Source organism: Pseudomonas putida (assembly GCF_002906855.1).
GTDB lineage: Bacteria > Pseudomonadota > Gammaproteobacteria > Pseudomonadales > Pseudomonadaceae > Aquipseudomonas > Aquipseudomonas putida_N.
The window spans coordinates 1,531,836-1,552,321 of the sequence record NZ_MINI01000028.1; the positions used below are offsets into that span (position 1 = coordinate 1,531,836).

20 protein-coding genes are annotated in these 20,486 nt (G+C 63.1%); 15 read left to right on the forward strand and 5 right to left on the reverse strand.

Translation table 11 applies throughout. The features are described 5' to 3' along the window. The first annotated feature begins 89 nt into the window (after nucleotides 1-89). Nucleotides 90-1,481, forward strand: coding sequence for an aspartate aminotransferase family protein (locus BGP85_RS07455; RefSeq protein WP_103446592.1), 1,392 nt, complete (start codon nucleotides 90-92; stop codon nucleotides 1,479-1,481). A 39-nt stretch (nucleotides 1,482-1,520) separates the two neighbouring features. Here BGP85_RS07455 and BGP85_RS07460 read toward each other — a convergent pair whose 3' ends face one another. Genes BGP85_RS07460 through BGP85_RS07470 form a run of 3 tightly spaced genes read right to left on the reverse strand, consistent with a single transcriptional unit; the run spans nucleotide 1,521 to nucleotide 6,071 of the window. After that, on the reverse strand, nucleotides 1,521-2,936 hold the full coding sequence (locus tag BGP85_RS07460) for an efflux transporter outer membrane subunit (RefSeq protein ID WP_103446593.1): 1,416 nt from the start codon (nucleotides 2,934-2,936) through the stop codon (nucleotides 1,521-1,523). A 3-nt stretch (nucleotides 2,937-2,939) separates the two neighbouring features. Continuing rightward, nucleotides 2,940-4,904 (reverse strand): MacB family efflux pump subunit, encoded by a 1,965-nt coding sequence (locus tag BGP85_RS07465; protein ID WP_103446594.1) that lies wholly within the window; start codon nucleotides 4,902-4,904, stop codon nucleotides 2,940-2,942. Beyond that, nucleotides 4,905-6,071, reverse strand: a complete 1,167-nt coding sequence (locus BGP85_RS07470; RefSeq protein WP_103446595.1) for an efflux RND transporter periplasmic adaptor subunit — start codon at nucleotides 6,069-6,071, stop codon at nucleotides 4,905-4,907. 204 nt (nucleotides 6,072-6,275) lie between these two features. Between BGP85_RS07470 and BGP85_RS07475 the strand changes: the two genes are divergently transcribed. The 3 genes from BGP85_RS07475 (at nucleotide 6,276) to BGP85_RS07485 (ending at nucleotide 8,798) form a co-directional block, all read left to right on the forward strand. Continuing rightward, nucleotides 6,276-6,752, forward strand: a complete 477-nt coding sequence (locus BGP85_RS07475; protein WP_103446596.1) for a sigma-70 family RNA polymerase sigma factor — start codon at nucleotides 6,276-6,278, stop codon at nucleotides 6,750-6,752. Between the two features lie 170 nt (nucleotides 6,753-6,922). Then, nucleotides 6,923-7,402: a histidine kinase gene (locus BGP85_RS07480; RefSeq protein ID WP_103446597.1), complete on the forward strand. Its 480-nt coding sequence runs from the start codon at nucleotides 6,923-6,925 to the stop codon at nucleotides 7,400-7,402. A gap of 70 nt (nucleotides 7,403-7,472) precedes the next feature. Next, the gene (locus BGP85_RS07485) at nucleotides 7,473-8,798 is read left to right on the forward strand and encodes an MFS transporter (protein ID WP_103446598.1); all 1,326 of its coding nucleotides are present in this window, start codon (nucleotides 7,473-7,475) and stop codon (nucleotides 8,796-8,798) included. A 71-nt stretch (nucleotides 8,799-8,869) separates the two neighbouring features. Here BGP85_RS07485 and BGP85_RS07490 read toward each other — a convergent pair whose 3' ends face one another. Next, nucleotides 8,870-10,552 (reverse strand): electron transfer flavoprotein-ubiquinone oxidoreductase, encoded by a 1,683-nt coding sequence (locus tag BGP85_RS07490; RefSeq protein ID WP_103446599.1) that lies wholly within the window; start codon nucleotides 10,550-10,552, stop codon nucleotides 8,870-8,872. Between the two features lie 531 nt (nucleotides 10,553-11,083). On the opposite strand from BGP85_RS07490, the gene BGP85_RS07495 reads away from it, so the two are divergent. The 9 genes from BGP85_RS07495 to BGP85_RS07535 all read left to right on the forward strand — a co-directional run bounded on the left by BGP85_RS07495 (nucleotide 11,084) and on the right by BGP85_RS07535 (nucleotide 18,026). Beyond that, nucleotides 11,084-11,833 (forward strand): electron transfer flavoprotein subunit beta/FixA family protein, encoded by a 750-nt coding sequence (locus BGP85_RS07495; protein ID WP_103446600.1) that lies wholly within the window; start codon nucleotides 11,084-11,086, stop codon nucleotides 11,831-11,833. Continuing rightward, a complete protein-coding gene (locus tag BGP85_RS07500) occupies nucleotides 11,834-12,763 on the forward strand; it encodes an electron transfer flavoprotein subunit alpha/FixB family protein (RefSeq protein WP_103446601.1) in 930 nt (309 codons plus the stop codon). Nucleotides 12,764-12,842: 79 nt separating this feature from the next. Continuing rightward, entirely contained in the window at nucleotides 12,843-13,664 is an 822-nt protein-coding gene (locus tag BGP85_RS07505) for a substrate-binding periplasmic protein (RefSeq protein ID WP_103446602.1), read from the forward strand. A gap of 9 nt (nucleotides 13,665-13,673) precedes the next feature. Next, the gene (locus BGP85_RS07510) at nucleotides 13,674-14,027 is read left to right on the forward strand and encodes a DUF4398 domain-containing protein (RefSeq protein WP_103446603.1); all 354 of its coding nucleotides are present in this window, start codon (nucleotides 13,674-13,676) and stop codon (nucleotides 14,025-14,027) included. Then, a complete protein-coding gene (locus BGP85_RS07515; RefSeq protein ID WP_374755313.1) occupies nucleotides 14,027-14,836 on the forward strand; it encodes an OmpA family protein in 810 nt (269 codons plus the stop codon). The genes BGP85_RS07510 and BGP85_RS07515 overlap by 1 nt, the downstream gene beginning before the upstream one ends. A 197-nt stretch (nucleotides 14,837-15,033) precedes the next feature. Continuing rightward, nucleotides 15,034-16,476 (forward strand): aminotransferase-like domain-containing protein, encoded by a 1,443-nt coding sequence (locus tag BGP85_RS07520; RefSeq protein WP_027921315.1) that lies wholly within the window; start codon nucleotides 15,034-15,036, stop codon nucleotides 16,474-16,476. A 67-nt stretch (nucleotides 16,477-16,543) separates the two neighbouring features. After that, nucleotides 16,544-17,008: a hypothetical protein gene (locus BGP85_RS07525; protein WP_103448222.1), complete on the forward strand. Its 465-nt coding sequence runs from the start codon at nucleotides 16,544-16,546 to the stop codon at nucleotides 17,006-17,008. Between the two features lie 124 nt (nucleotides 17,009-17,132). Next, a complete protein-coding gene (locus BGP85_RS07530) occupies nucleotides 17,133-17,387 on the forward strand; it encodes a YkgJ family cysteine cluster protein (RefSeq protein WP_103446605.1) in 255 nt (84 codons plus the stop codon). A gap of 33 nt (nucleotides 17,388-17,420) precedes the next feature. After that, entirely contained in the window at nucleotides 17,421-18,026 is a 606-nt protein-coding gene (locus BGP85_RS07535) for an START domain-containing protein (protein WP_103446606.1), read from the forward strand. Nucleotides 18,027-18,094: 68 nt separating this feature from the next. Here the strand turns inward: BGP85_RS07535 and gltA are convergent, their stop codons facing one another. After that, on the reverse strand, nucleotides 18,095-19,384 hold the full coding sequence (gltA, locus tag BGP85_RS07540) for a citrate synthase (protein WP_054899921.1): 1,290 nt from the start codon (nucleotides 19,382-19,384) through the stop codon (nucleotides 18,095-18,097). Between the two features lie 351 nt (nucleotides 19,385-19,735). Here gltA and sdhC point away from each other — a divergent pair, with 351 nt between their 5' ends. Both sdhC and sdhD read left to right on the forward strand, forming a co-directional pair. Further along, a complete protein-coding gene (sdhC, locus tag BGP85_RS07545) occupies nucleotides 19,736-20,122 on the forward strand; it encodes a succinate dehydrogenase, cytochrome b556 subunit (protein ID WP_012315350.1) in 387 nt (128 codons plus the stop codon). Then, nucleotides 20,116-20,484, forward strand: coding sequence for a succinate dehydrogenase, hydrophobic membrane anchor protein (gene sdhD / locus BGP85_RS07550; protein WP_027921320.1), 369 nt, complete (start codon nucleotides 20,116-20,118; stop codon nucleotides 20,482-20,484). The genes sdhC and sdhD overlap by 7 nt, the downstream gene beginning before the upstream one ends. The last annotated feature ends 2 nt before the right edge of the window (nucleotides 20,485-20,486 follow it).

Sequence of the window (20,486 nt, forward strand, 5' to 3'; positions counted from 1 at the left end):
AAATTCCCGCAACAACCGCTAAATCCTCCCCGCACTCAAGCGTTTCCCAAGCGATAACTGCCCATTCGCTTGCTTGCGAGGATTCACCCATGTCCACCGCTACCAGCCTTGCCCAGGTCCCGCCGGCCAGAGCGCCGCATCCTTTGTACGAATTCAGGGAATCGCCCCTGCTGCTGCGCCAGCAGCAACAGGAATCCAACGCCCGCAGCTACCCTCGGCGCATCCCGCTGGCGCTCAAGCGCGCCCGTGGCATCCACGTCGAGGACGTCGAAGGCCGCCAGTTCATCGACTGCCTGGCCGGCGCCGGCACCCTGGCCCTGGGCCACAACCACCCGGTAGTGATCGAGGCTATTCAGCGCGTGCTGGCTGACGAACTGCCGCTGCACACCCTGGACCTGACCACGCCGGTCAAGGACCGTTTTGTCCAGGACCTGTTCGGTATCCTGCCCGAGGCCTTGCGCCGCGAGGCCAAGGTGCAGTTCTGCGGGCCGACCGGCACCGACGCGGTGGAAGCGGCGCTCAAGCTGGTGCGCGGTGCCACCGGGCGCAGTACCGTGCTGGCCTTCCAGGGCGCCTATCACGGCATGAGCCAAGGTGCGCTGAGCCTGATGGGTAGCCACGGTCCCAAGCAGCCACTGGGCGCGCTGCTGAGCAATGGCGTGCAGTTCATGCCGTACCCCTACGACTTCCGTTGCCCGTTCGGCCTGGGCGGTGAAGCCGGGGTCAAGGCCAACCTGCATTACCTGGAAAACCTGTTGCTGGACCCGGAGAGCGGCGTGCCGCTGCCGGCGGCGGTGATCCTTGAAGTTGTGCAAGGTGAGGGCGGGGTGATCCCGGCCGACATCGAGTGGCTCAAGGCTGTGCGGCGCATCACCGAACAGGCTGGCGTGGCATTGATCGTCGACGAGATCCAGAGCGGCTTCGCCCGGACCGGGCGGATGTTTGCTTTCGAGCATGCCGGCATCGTGCCGGATGTGGTCACGCTGTCCAAGGCCATTGGTGGCAGCCTGCCGCTGGCGGTGGTGGTGTACCGCGACTGGCTGGATACCTGGAAGCCAGGCGCCCATGCCGGCACCTTCCGCGGCAATCAGATGGCCATGGCCGCCGGTTCGGCGGTGATCAACTACCTGGTCGAGCACCGCCTGGCCGAACATGCCGAGGCCATGGGCCTGCGCTTGCGTGAGCATCTGCAGCGGCTGCAACGGGATTATCCACAACTGGGTGATATCCGTGGCCGTGGCCTGATGCTTGGGGTGGAGTTGGTCGACCCACAAGGTCAGCCGGATACTCTTGGCCACCCGCCTGCCAATCGGGTGCTGGCACCGAAGGTCCAGCGCGAATGCCTCAAGCGTGGGCTGATCCTCGAACTGGGCGGGCGCCATGGCGCCGTGGTGCGCTTCCTGCCGCCACTGATCATCAGTGCGCAACAGGTAGACGAGGTGGCGCAGCGCTTTGCCGAAGCAGTGGCCGCCTCCATTTGAGTCCGGGAGGGCCGCGCCGCGGCCCTCTCGTACGGCGAATCAACCGTTGTCCGCGTTCGCTACCTGCCAGCCACCCCCCAGCGCCTTGTACAGCGCCACGCTGACCTGCAGGCGAGCCAGGCGTAACTGTGCCTGCTGGTCCTGTGCGAGATAGAGCGTGCGCTGGGTTTCGAGCACGCTCAGCAGGGTCTCGGCCCCGGCCGCGTAGCGCCGTTGGGCCAGGTCGAAGGCCAGGCGTGCCTGTTCGACCTCCTGGTCCTGCCAGTGGCGCTGCTGCTCAACACCGTGGATGGCATTGAGGGCCTTCTCGACATCGGCGAAGCCGGCCAGGATACTGCTGCGGTAGCTTTCCAGCAGCTCGTCCTGCTGGGCTTGGGCCAATTGTTGCGCCGCTCGCAGCCGGCCATTATTGAAGATCGGCGCGACCAGGCCGGCGGTCAGGGTGTAATAAGAGCTGTCGAAGACCTCGGGCAGGGTGCGTGCGCCGGTGCCAATGTTGGCGCCTAGGGTCACTTTCGGCAGCAGGGCGGCCCTGGCCACCTGCACATTGGCGTGGGCGGCGGCCAGGCGTGCTTCGGCAGCGGCGATGTCCGGACGGCGGGCGAGCAGTTCGCTGGGTATGCCGCTGCCAATGCGCGGCCAGTTCACGGTTGCCAGCGCTTCAGCCGTGGTGGGCAGGGCCTGGACCGGGTCGCCTAGCAGTGTGGCCAGGGTAACGCGGTTGTCCTGCCACTGCTGTTCGAGCAGCGGCACTTGCCGCTCCTGAGCGGCCACCAGGCTGCGCTGCTGGGCCAGTTCCAGGCGCGTCGCGGAGCCGGCGCGCTGACGTGTCTCGACCAGCGCCAGGACATCACGGGCGTTACGCAGGTTGAGGCGGGCAATGCGCAGCTGTTCTTCCAGGGCCAGGCCCTGCAGGTAACTGTTGGCCACGCTGCTGACCAGCGTCAGTTCGACCGTCTGGCGATCGAAGCGGCTGGCGTCGAGGCTGTACAGGGCGCTCGAGCGCGCAGCGCGCAGGCCTCCCCAGAAGTCGATCTCGTAGCTGGCGACCAGCTGCATGCCGAACGACGTGCTGGTTCGCTCGTACTTGCTGACATCGAGTTGGTCATAGCCCTCGCCATGCAGCAGGCGCTGGCGGCTGCCGTCGAGCTCGAACCTGAGCTCCGGCAGCAGCGGCGCTCCGGCGATCACCGCCTTGGCTTGGGCCTGGCGCACGCGCGCAGCGGCGGCGGCAAGGTCGTGGGCATTCGACCGGGCGCGTTCGATGAGGTGGTCCAGTTCGGTGCTGTCAAAGGCCTGCCACCACTGCGCCGAAGGCAGGCTGGCAGAGGGCTGGAGGGTTTCGCCTTGCCAGGCGGTGGGTGCAGCGATGCCGCTGGATGGCGCGGGCGTCAGGCTGCAGGCGGCGAGGCCTAGGCACAGGGACAACAGGCTGATGCGGCTTGGCAGGGTCATGGACTATTCGCTGGTAAGGGCTTTGACCGGGTCGAGTCGGGCGGCTTTGCGGGCCGGCATGAAGCCGAACACGATGCCGGTGAGAACGGCGCAGGAGAACGCACCGAGCATGGCGGGCAGGGTGAAGGCCACGGCAACCTTGCCCATCATCAATGCACCACCGGTCAGCAGGGCCAAGCCGATGCCGGCCATGCCGCCGACCATCGACAGCATCACCGCTTCGCTGAGGAACTGGCGCAGGATGTCGTGCTGGCGTGCGCCGGTGGCCATGCGGATGCCGATTTCGCGGGTGCGCTCGCGCACGGTCATGAGCATGATGTTCATCACCCCGATGCCACCGACCAGCAGCGAGATCGCGGCAATCGCACCGAGCATCAGCGACAGGTTGTTCTGGGTGCGCGCCTCGGCCTGGATCAGCGCGGCCGAGTTGGTCAGCTCGAAATCGTGACGGCCCTGGTGGCGCCGGCGTAGAAGGCGGTCGACGGCAGCTTCGGTTTCATCGACCCGTGCCGCGTCGACGGCGGCGACGGTGATGTAATCGGGGTCGCGCTGGCCGAACAGGCGGATTGCCGCTGCCGAGTAAGGCACCACGATGCGCCCGTCGGCATCCTGGTCGCCGGAGCTGGCACCTTTGCCGGCGAGAATGCCGATGACCTGGAACGGCACATTGCCGATCAGCAGGTACTGGCCAAGTGGGTCGCGGTCAGCTGCGAGCATCTTTTCCCGGACTTTCTGGCCGATCACGGCCACTGCCGCGCCACTGGCTTCGTCGGCATCGGTGAAGAACGCCCCTTCGACCGCCGGCCAGTTGAAGATCAGCGGGAACTGGTTGTTGTTGCCGCCCACGTAGAAGCGCTGGCTGTTGTTGCCGTGGCGCACCATCACCTTTTCGCCCAGCACCGGCATGATCTGCCGGACCTGCGGCAGCTGGCCGATGGCGGCGACGTCGTCGAGGGTAATGGTGCCAGCGGGTTCGCCCAGGGTGGCGGGCTTGCCGTTGAGGTAGAGGATGTTCGAACCGAAGGCGGCCATTTGCGCCATCACCTGGCGCTTGCTGCCTTCGCCGACGGCCAGCATGACCACCACCGAGGCGACCCCGATGACGATGCCGAGCAGGGTCAGGGCGGTGCGAAAGCGGTTTACCCACATGACCCGCCAGGCGGCTTGCAGGGCTTCGACCAACTCACCTTTCCAGGCCCCGCGCTGGGTCGCGCCACGGTCCAGGCGCTGGCGCAGGTCGACGGCTTGCAAGGCTTGGCGCGGAGCGCTGGGCGCCTGGTCGGTCGCGGTGTCGCTGATCATCTGGCCGTCGCGGATCTCGATCACCCGCTGTGCCCGCGCCGCCACTTTGTGGTCGTGGGTGATCAGGATGATTACATGGCCCTGGCTGGCCAGTTCGTCGAGCAGCGCCATGACTTCGGTGCCGCTGTGGCTGTCGAGCGCACCCGTGGGCTCGTCGGCAAGGATGATATGACCGCCGTTCATCAGCGCCCGGGCGATCGACACCCGTTGCTGCTGGCCACCCGAGAGCTGGTGCGGGCGGTTGGCGCTGCGGCTGGCCAGGCCCAGGCGGGCGAGCAGGGCGGCGGCGCGGGCATGCCGCTCGCTGGCGGGTGTGCCGGCATAAATGGCCGGCATCTCGACGTTCTCCTGGGCCGAGCCCGAAGGGATCAGGTGGTAGCCCTGGAACACAAAGCCGAACGCCTCGCGGCGCAGCCAGGCCAGTTCATCGCTACCCAGCTTGGCCACGTTTTTGCCGGCGAAGCGGTAGCTGCCGGACGTCGGGCGGTCGAGGCAGCCGAGTATGTTCATCAAGGTCGACTTGCCCGAGCCGGATGCACCGACGATGGCGACGAACTCGCCGGGGTGGATGCACAGGCTGATGCCGCGCAGCACATCGACCTTGGGGCTGTCCTGGCCACCGTAGGACTTGCGGATATCGACCAGTTCGATCAGCGGCGCAGTCATTCAGCCTCCGCTGGCGCTGGGGGCGCCCATCAGCAGTTGCTCGCCTTCGCTGAGCCCGTCCAGCACCTGAACGCGCAGGCGGTCGCTGAGGCCGGTGCGCACCTGGCGCTGCACCACCTTGCCGTGCCGGTCGAGCACCCGTGCCATGAACAGGCCGCCGTGTTCGTCCAGCGCGGCCAGTGGCACGGTAAGGACCTGGCTGGCCTGGCCGGCGACGAAGAACACCTGGGTGGTCATGTCGGCCATCAGCGCACCATCCGGGTTGTCGACATCCAGCAGCACGGTGTACTGCACCACCTGGTTGCCGGTGCTGCCAGCACTGGCCGGGCTGCCACCGCCCTGGCTGGCTTGTTCGAGTGGCTTGGGCGGGATCGGCAGAATCTGCCGCACCGTGCTGCTCCAGCGGCGCTTGCCGCCGGACAGGGTAGTGAAGTAGGCGGTCATCCCTGGCTTGACCTTGCCGATGTCGGCTTCGGAGACCTGGGCCCAGACGGTCATGGGTGACAGCTTGGCGATGCGCAGGATCAGCGGCGTGCGTTGCTGGGCGTTGAGGGTCTGGCCTTCGCGGGCGTCGACGGCTACCACGGTGCCGTCCATCGGCGCATAGATGCGCGTGTAGCCCAGTTCCGCCTCGTCGCTGCGCAGGCTGGCCTGGGCCTGGCGGATCTGCGCCTGGAACATGTCGATGCGCGCCTGGGTGACCTTGAGCTGGGCAGCAGCGGCCTGGACGTCCTCATCGCGGGTGGCGCCTGCGGCGGCAAGCTTGCGCTGGCGCTTGAGCTGCTGGTTGGCCAGCTCGAACTGCGCACGCTGCTCGGCGAGCTGGGCCTTGAGGTTGTCGATCGAAAAGCGCCCGGCATCCAGCCGAGCCTGCTGGGTGGAGGGGTCGATCTCGACCAGCAGTTGGCCCTTGCGCACCGGGTCGCCCGCTTCCACGTGCAGTGTGCGGATTTGCCCCGAAGCTTGGGCGCCCACATCCACGTAGCGCCGGGGCTGCAAGGTGCCCAGGGCGGTCACGCTGCTTTCGATGTCTGCCCGCGTGACCGTGACGGTACCGAGCGGTTGTGCGCCGACGGGCAGGGCTTGCCAGGCTAGCAGGCAGCCCAGGCTCAGCAGGCCCACGCCAGCGAGGATGAGCTGGCGGCGGGGGGAGGTTAAACGGCTCATGCGGACTTCCAGCCTGGGTAGTGGTCACGCGCTGCCAATCGAGGTGCGCACCGAAGTCCCAGATAAACGAAGGCTGAGCAGGCGGATTTAGCCTGAATGAGGGGGTGGAGGGCGTGTTGCTGAGAATAGTTATAATTTGTACTATCACAGCCCGGTATCACTCAGTCCCGCACGTGGGTTGCAAGGACGATTTCAGGTGCTGTTGTGGAACATTATTATCGCGAACTGGTGAGCTTCCTTTGTGCCCGCCTGGGCAACCGCCAAGCTGCGGAGGACGTTGCCCACGATGCCTATCTGCGGGTACTTGAGCGGACCGACAGCGGGCAGATCGAGCATCCGCGGGCGTTTCTCTACCGTACGGCACTTAACCTGGTGGTCGACCGGCACCGGCGCCATCAGGTGCGCCAGGCCGAATCACTGGATGCGCTGGAGGCCGATGGGCGCTTTCTCAGCGCAGAACTGCAGCAGGACATGCAACTCGACCAGCGCCTGGCCATGATGCAAAAGGCCCTGGATGAGCTGAGCAAGGTGTGCCGCGACTGCTTTCTGTTGCGCAAGCTCGATGGTCTGTCACACCAGCAGATTGCAGAGCGGTTGGGCATCTCGCGCAGCCTGGTGGAAAAGCACATCGTCAACGCCATGAAGCACTGCCGTGTGCGCATGCGGCAGTGGGAGTCCTGAACGTGGGGTGAAGGGCAAGTGAAAATTCTGTGTGATGGCCACTTGATTTCTCTCGCTTTCCCGACAAGTATCTAAATTGACCCCTCCAGGTACAGCCTTGGTGGTTGCCTGTTTCTGGCGCAGTTTGGTCAGGGAGCTGTCCCTTTTCACCTGACGGCCCAGGTCCGACAATGACAAACAAGACCCTGCGCATCCTGATTGCCGATGAGCACCCGCAGCAGCGCCTGCAGCTGGAAAAACTGCTCAATGGCCTCGGCTATTACCGGATTGCCCCGGTCGAGTCGTTTGAAGAGTTGCAGCGCCTGGTGCAGTGCGCCTTGCAACCGTTCAACCTGCTGCTGGGCAACATCGAGCTGGCCAGCCATGCTGGCGTCGACCTGGCACGCTTCTGCCGGGTCAGCACGCAGATCCAGCATGCCCTGCTTTACCATTCGCAACACCTGAAAGTGCCTGTCGTGCCACAGACCGAGCGCCAGGCTGTCAGCGTGAGCCTGCCACAGGTGCCGGATAACGACGCGCTGCAATCGTTCATGGCGATCATCGACAGCCCGGTGCTGGTCGGCAAGATTGCCCTGCCTTCCGGGCTGGCGGGTGGCGCGGCCTATACGCGCAAGCCCAGGAACTTCGGCCACACCGTCTTCAGCCGTTAGTGGCGTGGCTGGGGCAAGGCTGCGGGCATTTGCTATCCTCTTGCCCTTTGCCGATCTGCGGACCCCTGCCATGACTGCCATCGATACCGCTCGCCCGCCCCGGTTCAGCCGCGGCGACCACCGGACCCTGGGCCTGGCGGCACTGGGCGGCGCGCTGGAAATCTACGATTTCATCATCTTCGTGTTCTTTGCCCTGACCCTCAGCCAGCTGTTCTTCCCGCCGGAAATGCCCGAGTGGCTGCGCCTACTGCAGAGCTTTGGCATCTTCGTCACCGGTTACCTGGCGCGACCGCTGGGCGGCATCCTGATGGCGCATTTCGCTGACCACCTCGGGCGCAAGCGGGTGTTCAGCCTGAGCATCCTGATGATGGCCTTGCCGTGCCTGCTGATCGGGGTGATGCCGACGTATACCGACATCGGCTATGCGGCCCCGCTGATCCTGCTGGCCCTGCGCATCCTGCAAGGCGCCGCTGTAGGTGGTGAAGTGCCGAGCGCGTGGACCTTCGTCGCCGAGCATGCGCCAAACGGTCGTCGTGGCTATGCCCTGGGCTTCCTGCAGGCAGGGCTGACTTTCGGTTACCTGCTGGGTGCGCTGACGGCCACACTGTTGGCTCACGTGTTCACGCCGCAGGAGATTCTCGATTACGCCTGGCGTTATCCGTTCCTGCTCGGTGGGGTGTTTGGCGTGATCGGTGTGTGGCTGCGCCGCTGGCTCAGCGAGACCCCGGTGTTCCTGGCCTTGCGCGAACGTCAGGAGCAACCAGTCAAGTTTCCGCTACGACGGGTGCTGGGCGAGCACCGCTCGGCGTTGATCCCGGCGGCGCTGCTGACCTGCGTATTGACTTCCGCAGTCGTGGTGCTGGTGGTGATTACCCCGACTGTGATGCAGCAACGCTTTGGCATGACGGCGGGGCATACCTTCGCCCTGAGCAGCGTGGGCATCGTCTTCCTCAATATCGGCTGTGTGCTGGCCGGGTTGCTGGTCGACCGCCTGGGCGCCTGGCGCGCACTGATGATCTACAGCGTGATGCTGCCGTTGGGCATCGCTGCGCTGTACGCCAGCCTGGTGGGGCAGTGGGGCATGACCTGGCTGGCCTACGCGCTGGCTGGGCTGGCCTGCGGTGTGGTGGGCGTGGTGCCGTCGGTGATGGTCGGGCTGTTCCCTGCCGAGATCCGCGTTTCGGGGATTTCCTTCACGTACAACGTGGCTTACGCCCTGTGGGCCAGTACCACGCCGCTGGCGTTGATTGCACTGATGCCGTGGAGCCCGTGGGTGTGTGTCGGCTTCTGCCTGATCATGGGCTCGGTGGGGCTGCTGACGGCCTCGTATTTCGGCCGTCGTGAACCATTGGCATTTGCCGCCGAGCCGATGCCGATCATATGTGCTGACAAGTAGCAGCAGCCGATACGAAAAAGCCCCCGGTTCTCTCGAGCCGGGGGCTTTTTGTTGCTGCAAGGGCAGTGGCCTTACATGTTCGGGTAGTTCGGCCCGCCAGCGCCTTCAGGGGTGACCCAGGTGATGTTCTGGGCCGGGTCCTTGATGTCGCAGGTCTTGCAGTGCACGCAGTTCTGCGCGTTGATCTGGAAGCGCTTGCTGCCGTCTTCCTGGCTGACCACTTCGTACACGCCCGCCGGGCAGTAACGCTGGGCCGGTTCGTCGTACAGCGGCAGGTTGCTGGCGATCGGCACGTTCGGGTCGGTCAGCTTCAGGTGGCAGGGTTGTTCCTCTTCGTGGTTGGTGCTGGAGAGGAATACCGAGCTGAGCTTGTCGAAGCTGAGCTTGCCGTCCGGTTTCGGGTAGTCGATCTTCTTCGACTCGGCAGCGAGTTTGAGGCAGGCATAGTCTGGCTTGGTGTCGTGCAGGGTGAACGGCAGCTTGCCGTTGAACCAGTTCTGGTCGACATAGTTGAAGGCGCCACCGAGCAGCGGGCCGAACTTGTGCAGTGCCGGGCCGAAGTTGCGGCTGGCGAACAGTTCTTCGTACAGCCAGCTGGCCTTGAAGGCGCTGACGTAGCCGTCGAGCAGGTCGCCACCTTCGCGGCCGGCAGCCAGTGCATCAGCTACTGCCTCGGCGGCGAGCATGCCGGATTTCATCGCGGTGTGGCTGCCCTTGATCTTGGAGAAGTTCAGGGTGCCGAGGTCGCAACCGATCAGCGCGCCGCCGTTGAAGACCATTTTCGGCAGCGAGTTCAGGCCGCCTTTGCAGATGGCGCGGGCACCGTAGCTGATGCGCTTGCCGCCTTCGAGGTACTGGCTCATCACCGGGTGGTGCTTGAGGCGCTGGAACTCGTCGAACGGGGAAAGGTAAGGGTTGGCGTAGGAGAGGTCGACGATCAGGCCGACCACCACCTGGTTGTTCTCCAGGTGATAGAGGAACGAGCCGCCGGTGTTGTCCTTGCTGGTCACGTCCAGCGGCCAGCCAGCGGTGTGCACCACCAGGCCCTGCTCGTGCTTGGCCGGGTCGATTTCCCAGATTTCCTTCAGGCCGATGCCGTAGTGCTGGACGTCGGCTTCGTTGTCGAGGTTGAAGCGCTTGATCAGTTGCTTGCCGATATGGCCGCGGCAGCCTTCGGCGAACAGGGTGTACTTGGCGCGCAGTTCCATGCCTGGGGTATACAGGCCGTCCTTCGGATTGCCTTCACGGTCGACACCCAGGTCACCGGTGACGATACCGCGGACTACGCCGTTTTCGTCGAACAGCGCTTCTTGGGCGGCGAAGCCCGGGTAGATTTCTACGCCAAGGTTTTCGGCCTGCTGGGCCAGCCAGCGGCACAGGTTGCCCAGGGAGATGATGTAGTTACCGTGGTTGTGCATGGTCTTGGGCACGAACAGGTCTGGGACCTTGGTCGAGCTGCCGGCGTCCTTGAGCACATAGATATCGTCGCGCTTCACTTCGGTGTTGAGCGGCGCGCCGAGTTCCTTCCAGTCGGGGAACAGCTCGTTCAGGGCGCGGGGTTCGAACACCGCGCCGGAAAGAATATGAGCACCTACTTCGGAGCCTTTTTCCACCACGCAGACGCTGATCTCGCTACCGGCTTCGGCGGCCTTCTGCTTCAGGCGGCAGGCGGCGGACAAGCCCGCAGGGCCTGCGCCGACGATGACCACGTCGAATTCCATGTATTCGCGTTCCACAGGTTCTCTCCTACTCATCAAGGCTCGTGCTGTTGCTTTGTCTTATGGGTGCTTGCGTGCAGCGGCGCTTCACTGGCGCGAAACTGTAGCTACGCAAAGGGCGGACTACACCGTTTTGTCTTGGCGCGCATTATATCTACACCACTTGGCGGGTCCAATACAAACGTTTGTTTGAATTTGCCGGAGCCCAGTAAAATCACTGGAACGCGGCTGGAAGGTGACCGATTTGCCGTATTGACCGGATTGGGTGTTGCGGTCAAGATACGAGCGGTTTTACGTTCGCCGTAGGCTTGCAGCCTGGCGCAGGTACACCTCTAAAGACCAGGTGTGGAGCAGGGTTTTGCGGCCTTTGGCCGGTTTGTAGTGGAGTTTACACGCCACCACAGAAAATGACCCGTGGGTATTTGCCGCAACAGTCGCGACAAGACTGTTCGGTCACCATGAAGTTTGCTCCTCCCGGTACGTTTTCAGAGGTGCCCTTGTACCCACGCGCATCGCCGGGCTCTGCCCCAGGCGACTATCTATTCACCGGAGAGTAACGAGGAATCCATGAAGGTTCTTGTAGCTGTCAAACGAGTGGTCGACTACAACGTCAAGGTTCGCGTCAAGGCGGACAACTCCGGCGTCGACCTTGCTAACGTCAAGATGTCCATGAACCCCTTCTGCGAAATCGCCGTGGAAGAAGCCGTACGCCTGAAGGAAAAGGGCGTCGCGACCGAGATTGTCGTCGTCTCCGTCGGCCCGACCACCGCTCAGGAGCAGCTGCGTACTGCCCTGGCCCTGGGTGCCGACCGCGCGATCCTGGTCGAAGTCGCTGACGAGCTGAATTCCCTGGCCGTGGCCAAGGCTCTGAAAGCCGTTGTCGACAAGGAGCAGCCGCAACTGGTGATCCTCGGCAAGCAGGCCATCGACAGTGACAACAACCAGACCGGCCAGATGCTGGCCGCGCTGACCGGCTTTGCCCAGGGCACCTTCGCCTCCAAGGTCGAAGTCGCTGGCGACAAGCTGAACGTCACCCGTGAAATCGACGGCGGCCTGCAGACCGTTTCGCTGAACCTCCCGGCCATCGTCACCACCGACCTGCGCCTGAACGAGCCACGCTACGCGTCGCTGCCGAACATCATGAAGGCCAAGAAAAAGCCGCTGGAGACCGTGACTCCAGACGCGCTGGGCGTGTCCCTCGCCTCCACCAACAAGACCCTGAAAGTCGAAGCGCCGGCTGCCCGCAGCGCTGGCATCAAGGTCAAATCGGTGGCCGAACTGGTCGAGAAGCTGAAGAACGAAGCGAAGGTAATCTAAATGACTATCCTGGTTGTCGCTGAACACGAGAACGGTGCCGTAGCCCCGGCCACCCTGAACACCGTCGCCGCTGCCGCCAAGATCGGTGGTGATATCCACGTGCTGGTCGCAGGCGCAAACGTCGGCGGCGTCGCCGAATCCGCTGCCAAGATCGCTGGCGTGGCCAAGGTGCTGGTTGCCGATAACGCCGCCTACGCCCACGCCCTGCCAGAAAACGTCGCGCCGCTGATCGTCGAGCTGGCGAAAGGCTACAGCCACGTGCTGGCCCCGGCCACCACCAACGGCAAGAACATCCTGCCACGCGTTGCCGCGCTGCTGGACGTTGACCAGATCTCCGAGATCATCTCGGTTGAATCGGCCGACACCTTCAAGCGCCCGATCTACGCCGGCAACGCCATTGCCACCGTGCAATCGAGCGCTTCGGTCAAGGTCATCACCGTGCGTACCACCGGCTTCGACGCCGTGGCCGCCGAAGGTGGCTCGGCTGCCGTTGAAGCGGTGGCTGCTGCGCACAACGCCGGCATCTCGGCCTTCGTTGGCGAAGAACTGGCCAAGTCCGACCGCCCAGAGCTGACCGCTGCCAAGATCGTCGTTTCCGGCGGCCGTGGCATGGGCAACGGTGACAACTTCAAGCACCTGTACAGCCTGGCCGACAAGCTTGGCGCTGCCGTCGGTGCCTCGCGCGCCGCGGTGGACGCAGGCTTCGTGCCGAACGACATGCAGGTCGGCCAGACTGGCAAGATCGTTGCGCCACAGCTGTACATCGCCGTCGGTATCTCCGGCGCGATCCAGCACCTGGCCGGCATGAAGGACTCCAAGGTGATCGTCGCGATCAACAAGGATGAAGAAGCGCCGATCTTCCAGGTAGCCGACTACGGCCTGGTCGCCGACCTGTTCGAAGCCGTTCCGGAGCTGGAAAAGCTGGTCTGATCCGCCTGCTTCACTTATAAAGAAGCCCGGCCCTCGCACTGAGGGCCGGGCTTTTTTGTTGCCGGGCAAGGAGTGAAGGATGGTGTTGCGCGAAGCGGGCAGGGTGCTGGCATGCATGGTGACGCTGCTGTCGCCGGTGGTGATGGCGGCAGGCAAGTGCGAGCGACTGGTGGCAACCGGCAGCCCGGACGCACCGCCGTATGCCTGGCAAGACCCGAGCGACCCGAAGCACCTGATCGGCGCCAATGTCGACCTGCTGCGCCAGGTACTTGGCGAGCTGGGGGTGAAAGTCGAGGTGCTCAGTGCCGGCCGGCGCGACCAGGCGCTGGAAGAGGTGCGCAGTGGGCGCATGGATCTGCTGCTCGATACCCCCATGCAAGTGGAGCAGCTGACGGCGCTGGACTACATCCACCCGCCCTTGCAGCTCAATGAATACCTGGTCTGGACGCGCCACGACGCCACGCTGGCGTTCGAAGGTCCGGCCGACCTGGCCAAGTATCAGGGCAGCCTGTCCGAGCGTGCGCGCCTGACCCCGGCGTTCACTGCCTTCGCCAAGGCCCAGCTGAAGCTGGTGTCGGCGCAGAACCTCACCCAGGCCTTCCAGAAACTGGTGCTGGGCCAGGTCGATTATGTATTGGCCGGGCGCTACTCGGGCATGGCCATGACCCAAAGCCTGGGCATGAGCAACAACCTCATCGCGCGTGGCTTGCCAGTGGACCGCCCGGGCCTGTACCTGGCCTTGTCGCACAATTCGGCCTGCAATGACGCGTGGTTGCGTGGGCAATTGGCGAAAAAGCTGACAGAATTGCCGATCTCCGGTGCGTCCGAAGCCGTGCTGCAACGTAATGTCGAGCGTTGGAAAGCGCAGATGCAAGTGCAGGCGGACGCCCCAAAACATTAGGAAGAGTGCGTGAGAACCCAATCCCTGATCCTAGCCGTGGCCATGCTCGGCCTGGCCGGCTGCGCCAATGACCCGGCGCCCAATGAGCAGATGCGAATTTCCGAGCAGGCGCTGGAGCAGGCCAAGGCAGTCGGTGCCACCGACCAGGTCGAAGCGCTGAAGCTGGCCGAAGACAAGTTCGCCCGGGCCCAGACCAACATGCTGACCGAGGACTACCGTGACGCACGCCTGCGTGCCGAACAGGCCGAGCTGGATGCCCGTCTGGCCGAGGCGCAGGTGCTGAACCAGAAGAGCGAAGAGCAGCTTCAGCTGCTGCAAACGCGGGTCAAGCGCCTGCGCAAGCAACTGGAGGTGCAGCCATGATGCGTCTGAATGCGAAAACCGCGCTTGCACTGCTGGTGCTGACGGCCGGCTTGCAGGGTTGCGCCAGCCAGCGCAGTTCGGCGGCACTGGATGACGCGACCGTGGCCTTCCAGAAGGTCAAGGACGATGCCGACGTGCTGCGCAGCGCCCCGCGTGACGTGATCCGTGCCGGTGAGTCGCTGTCCCGCGCCGAGCGCCTTTCCGGCTACATCGGTACGGGCAGCGATGTGCGCCATTATGCCTACCTGAGCCAGCGCTACAGCGAGATTGCCAGCGAGCACGCCAAGCTGGCGCTGAGCGAGGAGCGTCGGGCCAAGCTCGACCTCGAACGCCAGCGCCTGCAGTTGGCCTTGCGCGAGGCCAAGCTGGCCAGTGTGCAGCAGCAGGGCAAATGGGTGGAGAACCAGATTGCCGCGTTGGCCTCGGAGCAGGCTGACCGAGGCTTGGTGATGACCCTGAGTGACGTGCTGTTCGACACCGGCAGTGCCGACCTGAAAAATTCTGCCAGCCGCACCGTGCTCAAGCTGGTGCAGTTCCTCCAGCTCAATCCGCGTCGCGTGGTGCGGATCGAGGGCTATACCGACAGCACCGGTACGCCAGAAGATAACCTCAAGCTGTCGCGTGATCGTGCCCAGTCGGTGGCAGACATGCTGGTCGACCTGGGGATCGACGAGAAACGCCTGCAGGTCGAAGGCTATGGCGACCAGTACCCGATCGAGGCCAATGCTTCGGAGCGGGGCAGGGCGCAGAATCGCCGGGTGGAAATCGTCTTCTCTGACGATAAGGGTAGACTCGCGCCAGCGCGCTGAACACCTTGAAAAGGGGCCGCAAAGCGGCCCCGGCTTCCATCGGCATGGCGCGGATTAATCGTTTCGACAGGTGTCACGCAACGGTATTGTTGACTACTTAGCCATCTGTCCCAGTACACTTTGCAACTGTTACGGTATGCTCTACCGTCAGTGAGTCGTACAAGAATAACGAGCCGCCTGCGCGTCGAGATACCGCCATGACCAACCTGCTGCTGTACCAGCGTATCGCCCAGCAACTGGCCGACGACATCCGTCGCGGTGTCTACCAGCCAGGCGAGCGCGTACCGTCCGTGCGCAAGATGAGCGCCCAGCTCAACGTCAGCCATGCCACGGTGTTGCAGGCCTACGCCAATCTCGAGGATCAGGGGCTGATCCGTGCCCGGCCGCAGTCGGGCTACTACGTGCATCAGACGCCCGCCCTGACCGCGCAGACGCCGGACATCGCCCGGGTCGAGCGCCCTGGCCTGGTCACGCGTGCCAGCATCATCCAGCAGGTGTTGACCGAGGCGCGCCGCGATGGCGTGTTCCCATTCGGCGCTGCGGTGCCGCACGTCGATTACCTGCCGGTGCGCGCCTTGCACCAGCAGATCGCCAAGGTCACCCGCTTCCACAGCCCGCGTGCCTTCAGCTACATGTTCAGCCCCGGCTTCGAGCCACTGCGCCGGCAGATCGCGATTCGCATGCGTGATGCCGGCGTGCTGGTCGACCCGCGTGAGGTGATCGTCACCCATGGCTGTGTCGATGCGTTGCAGATGTCGCTGCGGGTGCTGACCCGCCCGGGTGATCTGATCGCGGCCGAGTCGCCAACCTATTACGGGCTCCTGCAGTTGGCGGACCTGTTGGGGTTGAAGGTGATCGAGATCCCCAGTGACCCGTCCACCGGCATCAGCCTTGAAGCTTTGCAACTGGCCGCCAATCAGTGGTCGATCAAGGCCTTGGTGTTGACCACGCGCCTGAGCAATCCATTGGGCGGCACTGTGCCAGAGGAGCGGCAGAAGCAGTTGCTGCGCCTGGCATCGGACTTCGATATCCAGATCGTCGAAGATGACATCTACGGCGAACTGATGTTCGAGCAGGGCAAGACCAAGGCGCTCAAGGCCTTCGATCGGCTGGACCGGGTCATCTACTGCTCGAGCTTTTCCAAGACCCTTTCGCCCGGGGTGCGGGTCGGCTGGATGGTGGCGGGGCGTTATCAGGATGAAATCCAGCGCCTGCAGACGTTCACTACCCACTCGGCGTGCAGCGTGACGCAAATGGGTGTGGCGGCGTACCTGGAGAACGGTGGCTACGACCGGCATTTGCGATATATCCGCCAGGAGTATCGCAAGAACCTCAGTGCCTACCAGCTGGCGGTTCAGCAGCACTTCCCGGAAGGTACCCAGATGACCCGGCCAACCGGCGGTTTCATCCTTTGGGTCAGCCTGCCGGGGCGGGTGAACACGCAGGAACTGCATGTGCGTGCACTGGAGCAGGGCATCAGTATCGCGCCTGGGCTGATCTTCAGTAACACCGAGCAGTTCAACCACTGCATCCGGCTCAACTGTGGCATTCCATGGAACAAGGAGGCCGAGCGGGCGGTCATCACGCTCGGGCTTTTGGCCCAGCAATTGTGCAGAGAATCGCAGCCCTCACTTTTGTAGGCTTGCCAGTAGCGGGCGGAACAGGGAGCATACGCACTTTTACAATTCCGCCTGCCTGTTGATGTCCATGAATCTGTTGCGTAGTGTCGCCCTGATGATCTGTATTGCGCCGTTGTGCCTGCCTGTAGTCCAGGCTGCGCAGGCTGCTGCCCAGGCGCAAGCAGGGCATGACAAGGCGGCAAAGCCTGTAGCCAAAGCCAAGCCAGCGGTCGCCAAGGCCAAGCCCAAGCCCAAGCCCAAGCCCAAGCCCAAGAAACCGGTCAGCAAGTCGGTCACGCAACCATTGCCCAAAGCCAAGCTGGACCTGAGTCTGCCGACCGAGATGGTGAACAATCTCGAGCCTGAAGTGGGCGATCCTTCGACCCGCCGCAAACCTTTGCTGCCCGCCATGTTCACGGAAAAGCCGGAAACCAACGACAGCCCGTTTCAGCTCAACGGCCGGTTGATAAGCAATGAGATGCAGCTGCAGCTGCGCAACGAAAGCCGGCACGATGTGGAAGGCGCGGCGATCGATTTCCAGTTCCGCAACTGAGCTTGCTCAACTGACTGCCGGGTCACGGCCGTTTTCATCGGGTTGCCAATTTAAAACGCATGTTTGAGCGGTTACTATCCAGGGACGATCGTCCCGTTTTGCTCCAGGGAGTCCTGATTCAGCCATGAAGTGTCGTGAGGGTTGTGGTGCCTGCTGCATTGCCCCGTCCATCAGCTCGGCGCTGCCGCGCATGCCCCAGGGCAAGCCGGCGGGCGAGCGCTGCCTGCACCTGACAGCGGAAAACCTCTGCGACCTGTTCGGTAAGCCCGAGCGGCCGGCGGTGTGTGGCGGTTTCAAGGCGGATATCGAGGTGTGCGGCAATGACCGCGACGAGGCAATCAGGATTCTTGGTTGGTGGGAGCAGATAACGGCGGCGTGAGAGGCTGGATCTTCGACAACAAGGATAAACATGATGAGATCGTTCAAGCGTATTGCACTGCTGTGTGGCATGGGTGTCCTGCTGGCGCCGGCTGCCTGGGCCGAAAACTGGCAGGTGGCCAAGGACGAGGAGGGCATCAAGGTCTCGCTCAGTGAGGTGCCGGGCTCCAAGTACAAGGCCTACCAGGGCGTGACCCTGATCAAGGCGCCGCTGGCCAAGGTCCAGGCGCTACAGGAAGACGTGGCTGGGGCTTGCAAGTGGATTCACGAGTGCAAGTCGCAGAAGTTGCTCAAGCACGAAGGCGACCAGAGCTGGACCTACACCCAGTTCAATACGCCGTGGCCGGTGACGCCGCGTGACTCCGTGTTGCGTGTCACCACCATCAAGGGGGCTGACGGCAGCCTGACCCGAAATCTGGTCGAAGAACCGACCTACATCCCGGAAGAGAAAGGCTTCGTACGGGTGGCCAAGGTGCAGGGCTTCTGGAAGCTGGTACCCAAGGGTGACAGCACTGAAGTGACTTACCAGGTGCACACCGAACCGGGCGGTAGCGTGCCATCGATGATCGCCAACAAGTTCGTGGTCGATTCGCCGTTCAATACCCTCAAAGGCTTGCGTGAACTGGCCGAGAAGAACTGAGCTCGGCCCGGCAAGGCAATAAAAAAGGCTGCCATGGGGCAGCCTTTTTTGCGTTCGGCGGGTAAGGCTTACTTGCGGTCCTTCAGCTCGACGATGTCGCGCTGCAGTTCGCCGGTGTACAGCTGGCGAGGGCGGCCGATCTTGTACGGGCTGGAGAGCATTTCTTTCCAGTGCGAGATCCAGCCGACAGTACGTGCCAGGGCGAAGATCACGGTGAACATGCTGGTCGGAATGCCGATCGCTTTCAGGATGATGCCCGAGTAGAAGTCGACGTTCGGGTACAGCGAGCGCTCGATGAAGTACGGATCGGTCAGGGCGATCTCTTCCAGGCGCATGGCCAGTTCCAGCTGCGGATCGTTCTTGATGCCCAGTTCACCCAGGACTTCGTCGCAGGTCTTCTTCATCACGGTGGCGCGCGGGTCACGGTTCTTGTAGACGCGATGACCGAAGCCCATCAGCTTGAACGGGTCGTTCTTGTCCTTGGCCTTGGCGATGTACTTGTCGATGTTCGAGACATCGCCGATTTCATCGAGCATGGTCAGGACCGCTTCGTTCGCACCGCCGTGGGCCGGGCCCCACAGTGCGGCGATACCAGCAGCGATACAGGCGAACGGGTTGGCGCCCGAGGAGCCTGCCAGGCGCACGGTGGAGGTGGAGGCGTTCTGCTCGTGGTCGGCGTGGAGGATGAAGATCCGGTCCATTGCCTTGGCCAGCACCGGGCTGATCGGTTTGATCTCGCACGGGGTGTTGAACATCATGTGCAGGAAGTTTTCCGCGTACGACAGGTCGTTGCGCGGGTACATCATCGGCTGGCCCATGGAGTACTTGTAAACCATCGCGGCCAGGGTCGGCATCTTGGCGACCAGGCGCACCGCGGAGATTTCGCGGTGTTGCGGGTTATTGATGTCCAGGGAGTCGTGGTAGAACGCCGACAGGGCGCCGACCACACCGCACATCACCGCCATCGGGTGAGCGTCGCGGCGGAAACCGTTGAAGAAGGACTTCAGCTGCTCGTGAACCATGGTGTGGTTCTTGACGGTGCTGACGAACTGGGCCTTCTGCTCGGCATTCGGCAGTTCGCCGTTGAGCAGCAGGTAGCAGGTTTCCAGGTAGTCCGATTTCTCGGCGAGCTGTTCGATCGGGTAGCCGCGGTGCAGCAGCACGCCCTTGTCGCCGTCGATGTAGGTGATCTTCGACTCGCACGAGGCGGTCGCCATGAAACCAGGGTCGAAGGTGAAGTGACCAGTGGCCCCCAACCCGCGGACGTCGATTACATCAGGACCAACGGTGCCGGTTAAAATGGGCAGCTCGACGGGGGCAGCGCCCTCGATGACCAACTGCGCTTTTTTGTCAGCCATGTGGCCTCCTATTAATGCTTGAAATCATCAGACAGCCCCCCACGCAGGGCCCGCACCACTATAGAGAAGTAAATTCGAATGTCAATTTGCCTAAAGGCTGGTTGAAAGCCCCTCTGAAGCCTGTTTTTTCTAGAATTTCTCGCCCGTTTACGCCTTTTGCTCGCTAAAGGCAATCCGCTATTTGGGCTACCCCGTCACGTTGTCATAAGCAGCCTAACTGTCTATACTCGGCACCCGACTCCCAGGGGCTTGCAAGCCCGAACTGCTGGGGGTCGCCGTTCCCTGGGTGGTGGGTACCTGACCAGTACACTTACCAACAACTTTGCCCTGATTCGCTAGGGGCTCTTCAGTGTGAAAAAAGCCGTGAAAAGCCAACGACCTGTAAACCTAGACCTAAGGACCATCAAGCTTCCTGTCACTGCGTACACGTCCATTCTGCACCGTATCTCCGGCGTCATCCTGTTCCTCGGCCTTGCCATCATGCTTTATGCACTGGGCAAGTCGCTGGGTTCCGAGGAAGGCTTCGGTGAGGTGAAGGCGTGTCTGACCAGTCCGCTGGCCAAGTTCGTGACCTGGGGTCTGCTGTCCGCCCTGCTTTATCACCTCGTGGCAGGTGTACGCCACCTGATCATGGACATGGGTATCGGTGAGACGCTGGAAGGCGGCAAGCTGGGCTCGAAAATCGTGATCGTCATCTCCGTGGTGCTGATCGTTCTGGTGGGAGTTTGGGTATGGTAACCAATGTCACGAACCTGTCGCGTTCGGGCCTCTATGACTGGATGGCGCAGCGCGTATCGGCGGTCGTTCTCGCGGCTTACTTCATCTTCCTGATCGGCTACGTGGTCTGCCACCCAGGCATCGACTACACCCAGTGGCATGGTCTGTTCTCCAACAACGCGATGCGCATTTTCAGTCTGCTGGCCCTCGTTGCCCTGGGCGCCCACGCCTGGGTCGGCATGTGGACCATCGCCACCGACTACCTGACGCCGATGTCGTTCGGCAAGTCGGCGACTGCGATTCGTTTCCTGTTCCAGGCGGTATGCGGCGTTGCGATGTTCGCTTACTTCGTCTGGGGTGTGCAGATTCTCTGGGGTATCTGATC